13 protein-coding genes and 1 tRNA gene are annotated in these 12,336 nt (G+C 45.1%); 5 read left to right on the top strand and 9 right to left on the bottom strand.

Features of this window, described 5'->3' with window-relative positions; all coding sequences use genetic code 11:
- The first annotated feature begins 246 nt into the window (after positions 1–246).
- Positions 247–2,142 (top strand): tetratricopeptide repeat protein, encoded by a 1,896-nt coding sequence (locus tag RT422_RS09490; RefSeq protein WP_050325290.1) that lies wholly within the window; start codon positions 247–249, stop codon positions 2,140–2,142.
- A gap of 237 nt (positions 2,143–2,379) precedes the next feature.
- Entirely contained in the window at positions 2,380–3,060 is a 681-nt protein-coding gene (gene lolB / locus RT422_RS09495) for a lipoprotein insertase outer membrane protein LolB (protein ID WP_284034868.1), read from the top strand.
- An 80-nt stretch (positions 3,061–3,140) separates the two neighbouring features.
- On the opposite strand, the gene RT422_RS09500 is transcribed toward lolB, so the two are convergent.
- From RT422_RS09500 to RT422_RS09510, 3 genes are all read right to left on the bottom strand, one after another.
- Complete coding sequence (locus tag RT422_RS09500; protein WP_284034867.1) at positions 3,141–3,902, bottom strand: PAP2 family lipid A phosphatase; 762 nt, start codon at positions 3,900–3,902, stop codon at positions 3,141–3,143.
- Between the two features lie 112 nt (positions 3,903–4,014).
- Positions 4,015–5,661, bottom strand: coding sequence for a phosphoethanolamine--lipid A transferase (locus RT422_RS09505; RefSeq protein WP_284034866.1), 1,647 nt, complete (start codon positions 5,659–5,661; stop codon positions 4,015–4,017).
- A gap of 191 nt (positions 5,662–5,852) precedes the next feature.
- The gene (locus tag RT422_RS09510; RefSeq protein WP_313422067.1) at positions 5,853–6,422 is read right to left on the bottom strand and encodes a type IV secretion protein Rhs; all 570 of its coding nucleotides are present in this window, start codon (positions 6,420–6,422) and stop codon (positions 5,853–5,855) included.
- A gap of 98 nt (positions 6,423–6,520) precedes the next feature.
- Between RT422_RS09510 and RT422_RS09515 the strand changes: the two genes are divergently transcribed.
- Together RT422_RS09515 and RT422_RS09520 are read left to right on the top strand one after the other, a co-directional pair.
- Complete coding sequence (locus RT422_RS09515) at positions 6,521–6,919, top strand: hypothetical protein (protein WP_065253908.1); 399 nt, start codon at positions 6,521–6,523, stop codon at positions 6,917–6,919.
- Between the two features lie 112 nt (positions 6,920–7,031).
- Positions 7,032–7,107, top strand: a tRNA-Phe gene (locus RT422_RS09520).
- A gap of 104 nt (positions 7,108–7,211) precedes the next feature.
- On the opposite strand, the gene RT422_RS09525 is transcribed toward RT422_RS09520, so the two are convergent.
- The 6 genes from RT422_RS09525 to tyrS all read right to left on the bottom strand — a co-directional run bounded on the left by RT422_RS09525 (position 7,212) and on the right by tyrS (position 10,699).
- Positions 7,212–7,448: a DUF1653 domain-containing protein gene (locus RT422_RS09525; protein ID WP_286130682.1), complete on the bottom strand. Its 237-nt coding sequence runs from the start codon at positions 7,446–7,448 to the stop codon at positions 7,212–7,214.
- Positions 7,429–7,827, bottom strand: a complete 399-nt coding sequence (locus RT422_RS09530) for an FKBP-type peptidyl-prolyl cis-trans isomerase (RefSeq protein WP_203171225.1) — start codon at positions 7,825–7,827, stop codon at positions 7,429–7,431. The genes RT422_RS09525 and RT422_RS09530 overlap by 20 nt, the downstream gene beginning before the upstream one ends.
- Positions 7,828–7,844: 17 nt before the next feature.
- The gene (locus RT422_RS09535; RefSeq protein WP_313422068.1) at positions 7,845–8,801 is read right to left on the bottom strand and encodes a D-2-hydroxyacid dehydrogenase; all 957 of its coding nucleotides are present in this window, start codon (positions 8,799–8,801) and stop codon (positions 7,845–7,847) included.
- A gap of 14 nt (positions 8,802–8,815) precedes the next feature.
- The gene (locus RT422_RS09540) at positions 8,816–9,145 is read right to left on the bottom strand and encodes a type II toxin-antitoxin system YafQ family toxin (protein ID WP_050325297.1); all 330 of its coding nucleotides are present in this window, start codon (positions 9,143–9,145) and stop codon (positions 8,816–8,818) included.
- On the bottom strand, positions 9,123–9,395 hold the full coding sequence (locus RT422_RS09545) for a type II toxin-antitoxin system RelB/DinJ family antitoxin (protein ID WP_062333167.1): 273 nt from the start codon (positions 9,393–9,395) through the stop codon (positions 9,123–9,125). Before RT422_RS09545 ends, RT422_RS09540 begins: the two co-directional genes overlap by 23 nt.
- Before the next feature lie 83 nt (positions 9,396–9,478).
- The gene (gene tyrS, locus RT422_RS09550; protein WP_128681037.1) at positions 9,479–10,699 is read right to left on the bottom strand and encodes a tyrosine--tRNA ligase; all 1,221 of its coding nucleotides are present in this window, start codon (positions 10,697–10,699) and stop codon (positions 9,479–9,481) included.
- A gap of 225 nt (positions 10,700–10,924) precedes the next feature.
- Between tyrS and RT422_RS09555 the strand changes: the two genes are divergently transcribed.
- Positions 10,925–12,154, top strand: a complete 1,230-nt coding sequence (locus RT422_RS09555) for an anhydro-N-acetylmuramic acid kinase (RefSeq protein ID WP_313422098.1) — start codon at positions 10,925–10,927, stop codon at positions 12,152–12,154.
- Positions 12,155–12,336 lie beyond the last annotated feature (182 nt).

The raw sequence follows: 12,336 nt of genomic DNA on the forward strand, positions 1-12,336 counted from the left end.
ACCCTGTCTAGCATGCCTAGCATTTTGAGCTGCCATCCGAGCTATCATTATATTTTTTTACTTAACTCTGCCACATCCGCTTGTTTGGTTGCTATTTACCCATACGATTTAACCATAATTCTACATAGTTGAGCCCGTCGTAGCCGTATAATTTAAGTTTCTCATGAACATTTTGTTACATCTTACTTGTCACTGACTGTAATACTGACTGTGATTTTTAGATACGTTACTGTCCAAGCGGGCTAAATGCGAAAGTTGTTTCCAGCGGTTATTTCATCGGCTTGTTGCGCTGTGCGTGGTTGTCCTCTCAATCCACGCTTTTTTGCGTCAAAACATGTCAAGCCTTATTGTTTATCGATTTATTTACCGATGCAGTTATCAACACCGCAGCAACTTTTTGTCAATCTAAAGCCCAATCTGAAATCTAACCTAAAACCGCTTGATGTATTTAAGCCTTTTACCGCTTTAGGCAAAAATGTAGTCGCGACTACGCTCACGTTGGCAAGTTTATTGTTTAGCCCAGCGGTTTTTAGTGCGGGGGCAAATTTTGCATCCGCTAGTCAGTCTGTTAATCAGCCGAGCGCTGTGGTCAGCACCCAGCCCAGCCTGTATGCGATTTTGATGGCAGAGTTTGCCGCAGATCGCGGTCGTATAGACCAGGCGTTAGCGACCTATAAGCAGCAGTCTTTTTTGGCGGATGCGGCTCCCGTATTTGAACGCGCACTGGGTTTATCTTTACAAAATGAACCGCCACAGTTGTCGCTCGCTTTTGCCAATGCGTGGCAGCAGCAAAACCCTGACCATGTGCCTGCGATTTTTTATGTGACCCATTTGGCACTCAAAGCGCACGAGTATGAATTAGCCGGTGAAAAGCTCAATCAAATTTTGCAGTACGATCCTGACGCTGATTTAAGTCAGATTTTGATTGGGATTTATCCCACGGAAACCCGTGACCAAGCTGAATTGCTTGCTACGCTCAATCGATTAGACATCAAAAACAACCCTTCACTACTGGTGATGAAAGCAGGCCTGCTGCTACAGTTTCAACAGCCCAAAGCCGCGTTAGTGGCGATTAATCGGGCGCTTAAAACCAACCCAAAAAGCCCGGCTTTTTTGACGTTAAAAGCAGATATCTTACAAGCCTTATCGCCCAGTCATCAAGTGATTGCGTTTATTGCGCAGGCGCGTAAAACCGTGCCTGACAATAAAGCGCTATTTGTCTATCAAATTCGCTACATGCTAAAGCAAGGCAAAAGCGCGCAAGTATGGCAACAGCTCAATGCCCGTGCTAATCAGCAGTTTTTAGCAGATGAAGAAATCAAACTGCTGGCTGCTTTGGTGGGTATTGATTTGAAAAAATACGCCGCGGCAGATCGCTTGCTCAAAGCATTGATTGCCAGCCCCAACTTTAAGGATCAAGCCAATTATTATTTGGCTGTCAGTGCCGAACGCCAGAACCTACTCAATGATGCGATTGGCTACTATGGCAAAGTGATGCAACCTGACTTGGTACTCAAAGCCAGACAGCAACAGATTGATTTGTTAATCTCGCAAAGTCGTTTTGATGAAGCGATTGCCAGTAGCATCAAATTACGGGAGCAATTTGACAGTTTTGCACCGCAAAGCTACATCATGCAAGCCAATATTTTGCAAAAAAATAATCAAACCACACAAGCATTAGCCTTGCTTAATAGCGCACAAACCAGTTTACCCAATAATACCGATATCTTATTTGCCAAGGTGTTGTTACTGCCCGATGATGATTACACCAGTAAACTGCGACTATTAAAAGAGTTGATTCGCCTTGCACCCACAAACGTGGATTATCAACTCGAATATGCGCAAACCTTGGTCAATTTAAAACAAAATAATGAAGAAGTGACCGCCCTACTGACGGCATTAATCAATGACAAAGAAGTCGGTTTAAAGGCGCGGCAAATATTGTCGCAACAAGCGCTGCATCAGGCTAATAACGCCACCGTCATTAGTCTGTTATCAGATAATTTTGATATCGTACCCGATGTGATTAGTGGCCTGCTGCTGCAACAAGCCTACTTAAATTTGGGCAACCAAAAAGAAGCGGCTCGCATCAACCAAATCTTGGTCCATGAACTCGGTTATCAACCCAAAAATCTGCAATAGCGCTGCCTAAAATCGTCCCTGAGCGTGACGACTAGCAAGTAATGACGGTTGTAAGGCAGATAAACAACAGATAAATAATAACCGCTTTTTCACCAATTTGAGCAGTTAAGCAAAACAGGCTTAACAATGGCTATTTATAGTTTACCCATCAGTTTTTTAAACCATTATACTTGAGCGCAACCAGTTAACATTTGATGAAAACTTGATTAACAAATTTGATTAACATTTGAGGATATTATGCATTTATTACCAGCGGTCACCAGCAAAGTCACGGTGTTAAGTATTGCCTGTTTGGGCATCAGTAGCATGCTGCTAACAGGCTGTCAGTCAGTACAGGCAACAACTAAGCCTATCACCGCCAAGCCTGTCACCACAGTGATGACAAATCCTGTGGTCAATACCCAAACTGCCACGACGCCATCGACTACCACTACTGAGCAAGTGGCTGCAAGTACGCTATCGAACGCGCAATTTACCATCAATGGTAAAATTGGCATGACCACGCCGCAGCAGGCAGGTAGCGCGTTTTATATTTGGACACAGCAAGGACAAAACTTTGCCATTGAGATTGCCGGTGCGATGAATGCGGGTCAAACCAAAATCAGCTACAATGGTCAATCTGCGACGTTAACTAATGAAAAAGGCACCATCAATGCCGCTACCCCTGAAGAATTGCTATTACGTGCAACCGGTTGGCAAGCGCCCATTTCACAGCTGCCTTACTGGATTCAAGGTCAGCCAGCACCCAGTGATGCCAATGATAAAAAAGACAGCACTAATCGCCTAGTGAGTGCCCAAAATGGTGATTGGACAGCCAGCTTTAGCTATAGCAACAGTAACGATAAACTGCCTTCTCGCTTAACTGCCAGTCATCCGGGTGGCTATAAAGTGGTAATGACCATCAATCGGTTAAGCTAGGCATGAAAGCGAAAAAAAGCGTGAGGTGTTCCTCAACGCTTTTTTATAGCTTTATGCTTTTATACGATGAACTGTTAGCATTATGAATTTTTTGCGGAGGCATCTTTGACATAAAATCGATACCAAGCCCATGCCACTGCCGCGCAAATCCCCCACGCCAGGCTCATAGATACTAGCGTATGACTGAAAAAGTGGTCACCTATCAACATTTTATACCCACCCATTAGCCAAGCTATCACCGTCACCATCGCTGCGATTTGCCAGCGCTTGTGCCAAAGACTTGGGATAAACGCCCAAGCATACAGGGCAAACCCAGCACTGGCATGCGCCGCAGGGAAGCATTTTGAGCGGGTGCCGGCTTGGATGTTTTCTAGTATCGTGAGATAGCGATACTCACCGCCAAAAATTTGCAAGTGATTGGGACACACCACATGCGTCACCCCTTTAAGCGATGCGATAATCAAAGGTACCAACACCATCCCGACTAAAAGATAGCCCATTTCAGTCAGTGATAGTGGGCTAAAAGGCTTAAACCATGCCTGTCGCTTGGCAAGCCAGTGACTTGATGGACGGCGTTGTAATAAGTAGCGTTGTAGCCATGCGATTGCCATATAGACTTCAAACGCAATCAATAGTCTTTTGGGAATGGTATAAAAAATTAAGTTAGGGAGTAGTGATTCTTTGGCAAGCAGCCAGCCATCTGTGGGGGAATAAAAATACTGGCTGATAGCTACATCGATGGCACTGTGCTCAAGCGTTAGCGTAAAGATGATAGCCAGCACCAGTCCGAGCACGGTCTGCCTACTGGCAAAATTTTTTAATTTAGCGATCTGTATACTCATCTATTTTGAACCATCTATCTTGCCGTCACTGTCGCTGGAGTTGGACGCAATTTCTATGTCGCTAACATTACTTAAATGGCTCTAATTACCCAACTGGATTTATTGGATAACTTTACTTGATAAATAAGGGTTTGCCTTGTACGGTTTGCGCACGCACATCAAACAGTTTTAACAAGGTTGGGGTAATGGCATCATGGGTGAGTTCAGTATTAGATGGCACTGCTTGAATGCCTGAGTGCTTACCTGCCCAAAACATCGATGCGACGTGTTTTTGCGCTTTAGGCGCGATTTTATAAGGCATGCCATGTAAATAAATGCCGTTTTCGCCCAGACTTTCACCGTGGTCACTGACGTACAGCATCGCCACTTGGTGGGTGCTGTCGTATTTGTCTAACCAGTTCACCGTTTTTGCCAAAAAGTCATCGGTGGCAAGTAGCGCATTGTCAAAGGCATTAATCACGCTTTGTGGGTCGCATTTGGCAAGTTCATTGCTTTGGCAGACTGGGGTGAATTTTTCAAATTGCTTATCATATCGTTTAAAATACGCAGGTCCGTGATTACCCATTTGGTGCAGCACAATTAGAGTATCCTGGTTAAGCGTATTCTGGTTAGCTTGCTGTTTGACGTAGTCATCTAAGCCTACTAGCATACCCACATCACGGCACTCGCCATAGGGGTTGGTATTACACATCGTATTGTTGCGCGCGGTTTTATAATCGACAAAATCCGCCGCGGGCAAACGATTAGTGACGCCTTTTGAGCTTGAGTTGTTATCACGCCACAAGATATTGACCTTTAGGCGATGTAAAGTATCAAGTACGTTTTCTTGGTAGTTGGCGGTATCCACATCGTAGTCTTTCATACCGACATAACTAAACATACAAGGCACCGAATAAGCGGTTGAGGTACCACAGGCGATGACTTGGTTAAAATTAGTTACCCCAGCCGTCGCTGCCATCTGCGGGAAGGTGGTTCGGTTATACCCATTTAGCTGCACATGGTCGCCGCGCGCGGTTTCCCCGACCACCAATACCACCAGTTTTGGCTTACGGGTGCTGGGATTGCTCACCTGTACCGCATCGGTGGCATGCATGATTTGGGTTTTGGGAGCTTGTGCTTGTTTCAGCTGTATACTGGCAAGTTTACCCAGTGCATAGACAGGGGTTGCAGGATTGGTATAGCTACGAAGCTGTTTATGCTCACGGAAAAAACTGGCGTAATTTTTACTCATCGCCAAAATCGGTAACACCACCAAGCCGAGACTGACCAAATACGTCAAGCCGCGCTGCAATATGCTGCGCTTAATGGGCGGAAATGTGACCTTTTGCCACACCACCCACACACTAGGCAATACCCCAAGCAATAAAATGCGTAAGATAAAATTGACGTTAAACAAATCAGCGCTTTCTGCTTTATCGGTTTGTAGCGCGTTTTGTAGCATATTGACATCATAGACAGTGCCATAGGTATCAGTAAAATACGCCGTGACTGCCGCGGTCAATAGCAAAAAAATCAATACCGCTTTAAGGGTATAACGATAGCTAAGCAGCACAATAACCAGTAGCATCACACCACATAGTACCAACGGCAATGAGCCGATAAACCCAATATGCTGGGCAAACGGATAGACTTCAGTGGCTTTATCAAAGAAAGTAACGTTTGCGGTCAGGGTCAAAAATAGCGCGACAATACCCATCATCACATAAGCATTAATACCTTGCTGACGCCATGCTACCCATCGAGAGTTATTCACTGACATACGATTACTCACCTTATCCAAATGCACCAAAAAATAGCCATTATATAATAACTAAATTTAGGATGAGGCTATCATACAGATTTAGCTTAACTGAAACTTAAGACACCCATCTATCAAGCAATTATGCTAAAAAAACCACCGCAATCGCTACAAACATTGGGTGGTGACAGCGACACAGAGAGTTGATAACGCTAGGCGGTGGCAGGCTGTAAACTGGCAAACGGAATAAAGGCAAGTAATGGCTCATAATCCTGTTTGAGCTCACGTTTTCGATAATAATCTTCCACCATACGCGCTTGCTGCTCTATGCCATAACGACCAAATGGCTTATTGGCTTGCAGCTCGTAGCTATAGCGCCGATTGAGCAGGGCGCGGCGAAACACCTTAACGCCTTGTTGGATTTGCCAAACATGGGTCAATTCATGCACCAGCCACGCCCGCAGATAGACATTTTGCTGACTAAAATCATCACAAAAATCTGCTGGATGAAAATACACATGACCATTGGGACTGACCGCATAGCCTTTGAACACCCACCATGCAGTTTTTAGGCGTATACTATCAAGCGCTAACGTATCACCAAAGACGCTACCCGCGATGGCTTTTTCGCCCTCGGTTAGTGGACGGCATCGAGCAGGTTGTTTTGAAAAACACATTATCATTTCACAGAGTTTATCCAAGATTTGGTTAACCAAAAAACCATCACGGCTTGCCAAGGTCTGACCAACGCCTTGCAAGCTTTTATTTTTAGCAAAAAACACGGAATAACAATTATAAGTTTGTTGGTATCCTAGTGACTATTTTATACTAAATCAACATGCGCTAATTAAAACGTGAGCTAATTAACAAGGAGGGCTTTATGCCATTAGAATCCGTTGCCATCAATAACTTTGAAAACAACAGCATTGACGATCCTGAACTCAAATTGCGGGTGGAAAAATTGTACGACAGCTCGCCTGAGTTTGCGACAGGTCGTGATGCTGTGGCGTTTTTTGAAAAGGCCTTTGCCAAAGGTGATATCCTGTATTTGGGGATGTTTAATGAAAAACCGATTGCCGCGATTGGCTGCTTTAATGAAGGCATCGAGTCTAGCCGCTTGCTACAGTACATTGTACTACATCCTGCCAATCGCGGGCGCGGGCTTGCACCCAAATTTGTCAAACAAGTCACCGATATTGAGCGCAAAAAAGGCAATACCAAGTTTGTACCGGGCTGCGGCGCAATTCATCGTATTTTAGCCATGTACGAGTTGATATAAATGAGTATTTTGCCAGTTACTAGCAACTTTTTGCAAAAAGTTTAAAATAGTGCTTGACACCTTTGGCGATTTTTAGTTTAATAGCCGCTCAAATACTGATGCTGACAAACATGGCGCGGTAGCTCAGTCGGTAGAGCAACGGATTGAAAATCCGTGTGTCGGCAGTTCGATCCTGCCCCACGCCACCATCATTTGTCTTAGGTATAAATCGATTAACCCCAAGCTTATTAGTTTGGGGTTTTTTGTTGTCAGTCATTTTTATATCACTGCCCCCTATCAACTACCGCCAAACTTAACTGTCTAGCGGTTTTATCAGCTTAAATCTTGGCACAGCTTCGCCATTGACTTCCACCGTTTCGGCAAACATCGCAAGCGGTCGCACCCAAACCCCATACGCTTGGTAGAGCGCACGGTAGACGACCAACTCCTCTTCAGTTTCGCTATGTTTGGCGATGTGCAGCACTTGATACAGATTGCCTTTGTAGTGCTGATAAATACCCAATGTAATCTCAATCACGAGTTTTGACATCCAATAATTCAATTTCAAAGGTTAAGTCTGAATTTGGCGGGATTTTTCCGATTTGGCGCTCACCATACGCCAAGTGACTTGGCACAATGAGTTTGCGCTTGCCACCAACTTGCATGGCTATGAGATTGGCAGGGTTTTCAACTTGGGCTTGATAGCCGATTTTTTGGGCGTATTCGCCACCCAAAACGCCCACGTCCCAACCTTTAATCACCCGCCCTGTGCCAATCACAGCTTCAAAGGGTTGCCCGCGGTGATGCGATGAGTCAAATACCGTGCCATCTGGCAGATAGCCCGTGTAATGCGCGGTAATCAGTGCCCCACGCTCGGCAGTTTTACCTGTGCCGATAATTAGGTCCTGAAATTGCAGTTTACTTGTCATATTTATTTTCCGTTATTTTAGTTATTTCCCTTATGGGATAGTTGGATAAACTCTTGCACTTGCTGACACAGTATGTCCCATAGGTTAAGCTGGGCGTTGACGCTGCCCCACGCATTATGGGGGGTGAAAATCACTCTTGGGTGGTCTTTAAGTGTGAGTAATGGGTCATTGTCTTTAATCGGTTCATGTTCAAACACATCTGCCCCATAGCCTAATAATTTACCTTGGGTAACGGCATCAGCCACCGCCTGACTATCGACCACGCCACCGCGCGCGACATTGATAATCAACGGTTTTTTTGTCATCTTGGCAATGGTATCGGCATTTACTAAATGCTGCGTTTGCTCCGTCAATGGACAATGCAGAGTAATGACATCGGACTGAGCAAGGACATCATCAAACGCGCTATAGTCGCTATTTCTTGGCGGCCTGTTTTGGTGTTCGGCTATCAATACCGTCATACCAAAGACTTTGGCAATTTCCCCAACCCGTTTGCCAATTGTGCCATAGCCAATAATGCCCAGCGTTTTGCCTTCAAGGTCAATGAGTGGCGTGTCGAGCAGACAAAAGCGACCATCTTTTTGCCAGTCACCCTTGACCACTTCATGATGATAATGGCGAGCCGCTCGCATGGCTGAGAGTATCAGCATAAAGGTATGTTCGGGGACGCTTTTGACCGCATAGCCTGCGACGTTTTTAACAGTAATGCCGTGTTTGTCACAAGCGTCTTTATCGACGTTGTTCATCCCTGTGGCGGTGAGTTGGATGAGTTTGAGCTTTGGGAGCTGCGCGATAATTTCGGCGGTAAGCTCAACTTTATTGGTGATAACAATATCCGCGTCTTGGCAACGCTCAATGATGATTTTGGGGTCATTGGGCGTTTGCGCATACACTTGATAGTCGCTAAGTCCATGTGGGGGTGCTAATGCTAAATCAGCGGAAAAGGTGGCTCGGTCGAGGAAGATGGCTTTCATTTTTAAATCCCTTTTTATTCAAATAATTCGTTATGTGTTCCTGCACGAGTAAAATAAACTGTTTCAAATTTTGTGATGGTTTGAATTTTGTAGATTAATAAAAAATCGCCACCCACATGTAACTCTCGAAATCCTGCCCAATTTCCTTTTAGTTCATGGTCTTTCCACTCTGCCCCTAACGGCTCATTATTGGCAATTAATAACAGCATGACTTCTTTGAGCCTGACCATGTCATAACGCCCTGTTTTCACTAGCCTTTGCCAATCATTCAAAAAATCTTTGGTAAAATCTGAGGCTCTTGGTAAATTCGTGCGTTTTGAATTAATCGGCTTTTTCGAGGGCATCAAACAATTCCTTGTTACTGCTAAATCGGGCTTGCTTGTCTGCAATCATGGCTTCAACGTCTTGCATCGCACGTTGCGTGGTGGCGTTAGGAATTGCGACGTCAAACGGAATAGACTTTGTTGCCGTAACTTGACGTAAAAATAGACGAATCGCTTGCGCAGGCTTAATACCCAGTTCGTCAAACACTTCAAAGGCTTGGCGCTTTTCATTGGCATCAAGTCGAAATTGATACATAGTTGATTGTGTCATAGCTACTGACCTCTATAAAAAGCAAAAATGTAGTGATATTGTCACTACATTTTAAAATAAAACCATTGGTTAAGCAATATACTTTAGGAAATCGTCACTTTGGCATACGCTTTTTTGCCTGCTTGAATGACCACCGTTTGTCCTGCAGTGAGGGCAAATCCTGCATCCACCACCTGCCCATCCACTTTCACCGATTGGTTTTTCAAAAAGTCTTTGGCTTGCGCTGAGTTTTTTACCAAATTGGCTTGGTTTAACACTTGGGTGATAAATAACTGCGCTTGCCCATCAAGGCTAATCGTCACCTCTGGCAAATCCACTGGCAACTCACCATCTACCAAGCGATTGCCCGCTGATTTGTGCGCGTTTTCGGCGGCTTCTTTGTCATGGAAACGCTCAATCAGCTCTAGTGCCAAAATACGTTTGACTTCTTGCGGATTGCGCCCGTTTTCGATGTCTTTTAGCAAGGCTTCGACTTCATCCATGGGTTTGAAGCTAAGTAGCTCGAAATAACGCGCAATCAAAGTGTCTGGCATGGACAAGATTTTTTGGTACATTGAGCCTGCGCTGTCGTAAATACCGATGTAATTGCCAAGCGATTTACTCATCTTTTGTACGCCGTCTAGGCCTTCCAAAATTGGCACGGTGATACACACTTGTGGCGTTTGACCATAGCGAGATTGCAAGGTACGACCCATGAGTAGATTAAAGGTTTGGTCAGTACCACCTAGCTCAACATCGGCTTGCATGGCGACTGAGTCATAACCTTGCACCAGTGGGTACAAAAATTCATGAATAGAAATCGGCGTTTGACTGTGGTAGCGTTTTGAGAAGTCATCGCGCTCGAGCATACGAGACACAGTTTGCTGGCTTGCCAAACCAATCATGTCACCTGCCGACATTTTGCTAAACCAGTCGGAGTTAAACATCACTTGGGTTTTAGCGGGATCAAGGATTTTAAATACTTGCTCTTTATAAGTTTGGGCATTCTCCAAGATTTTTTCTTCCGACAACGGCGGACGAGTGGTATTTTTACCCGTTGGGTCGCCAATGCGCGCGGTATAATCCCCAATCAAAAACAACACTTGGTGTCCCAAATCCTGAAAATGCTTGAGTTTATTGATTAAAACCGTATGACCCAAGTGCAAATCGGGTGCGGTCGGGTCAAACCCTGCTTTGACTCGCAGTGGGCGGTTTTCTTTAAGTTTTTTAATTAAATCGTCTTGCGAAATAATTTCGTGCGTACCACGTTGGATGAGTTTGAGTTGTTCTTCTGCTGCTAAAAATCTATGAGTAGAATCGGTCATGCTTACCTCGAAAAAAGCGCGGGTTAAAACGGCTGAAAAAAAAGTAAAGTTTAGCCATTATAGCAAATTTGCAGATAAAATAAGGCAGGCTTTTAGTATGCTATAATCAAGGCACTCTCTACTTTGACAGCCCGAACGAGAATCATTATGAGCCAAACGTTGCCGACTGGACTACCTGCTAACCTGCCTTTTGATGAAGGATTTTTTAGCCATTTTACCGACATCATGGATGATATGATGACCACCAAAGAAAACCCGCTTGCCGACTCGCCGTATGTGATTGGCATGATGGGTGGCACCAGCCTTGATGGACTCGATGCGGTGCTGTGCCAGTTTTATGAGGTTGACGAAGATAATGATGAGCCTGTCGAGATTTTGGCGACGGTAAGCGAGCCGTTTCCCGCTGATTTACGCGCCGTGTTGTTAGCGCTCACCCAACCAAACGGAGTGGCACAACTCATCGCTGATGAGAATTTGGCGTTCCAGAGCGAACTGGATGTATTTGGTTGGGCGAGTGTGTTTTATGCTGAATTTGCCGCAAATTTGGTCAATCAATTGCTCGAGAAAGCGCAGGTCACCCCTGATGAAGTAACCGCGATTGGTTGTCATGGGCAAACCGTACGTCATCGCCCACAGTGGTCATTTAGCTTGCAACTGCTTGACCCGAATGTACTCGCTGAGCGCACTGCTATTGCGGTGGTGAGCGATTTTCGGCGCCGTGATATGGCAGTGGGTGGGCAAGGCGCGCCACTCGTGCCTGCGTTTCACCAAGCCATGTTTGCTACACCGCCTTATCATGCCGATAAAGTTGTGCCAAAAGTGATTTTAAATTTAGGCGGTATCGCCAATATCACGGTACTTGATGGCAGCGATGAGGTGATTGGATTTGATACAGGGGTGGCAAATTTGCTCATTGATGGTTGGTGTCAGCGTCATACCGAGCAAAGCTATGATCACAATGGCGACTGGGGAAAATCGGGGCAAGTGCTTGAGCCATTATTAAATTTGCTTTTAACCCACCCATTTTTTGCCAAGCCGTTCCCAAAAAGCACTGGGCGAGAGGAGTTTAATTTGGCTTGGCTTGACGCTATGCTAGAACAATTGGGTCAGCAATTCCCTAATTTGGCGTATTCACCCGCCGATGTGCAAGCGACGCTGGTGGCGCTTACGGCTAAATCCGTCAGCGATGCCATTGTGTCCGTCACTGATGGTGCGCAAGGCGAGTTGTTTGTCTGTGGTGGTGGGGCGTTAAATGCCTATTTAATGAGCCGTTTACAAGATAATTTAGCCACTTGGAGCATACAAACTACCGACAAAATTGGGTTGTCGCCGTTGTGGGTCGAAGCCGTAGCGTTTGCGTGGCTGGCTCAGCAGACGATTTTGAACGTACCGAGTAACTTGCCTAGTGTCACCGGGGCAAATAAAAAAGTGGTATTGGGACAGGTGTGTTTTTAACACGGCGTGTATTTTTTACGTCGACAATGACATTGGTACCAATTACTTATAGCGCTGACATATAACAATTATCTTATAGCCCTTAACTTATAGCCTTTATGCTGGGCTTCGGTCATCTTTGGGTGAGGGCTAATGTTGTTCAATGAGCTAAAGATATATACAATCAACCTAAAGACATTAAA

Origin of the sequence: Moraxella sp. CTOTU49803 (assembly GCF_032097965.1) — a bacterium.
In the GTDB taxonomy this organism is placed as follows: Bacteria; Pseudomonadota; Gammaproteobacteria; order Pseudomonadales; family Moraxellaceae; genus Faucicola; species Faucicola tetraodonis.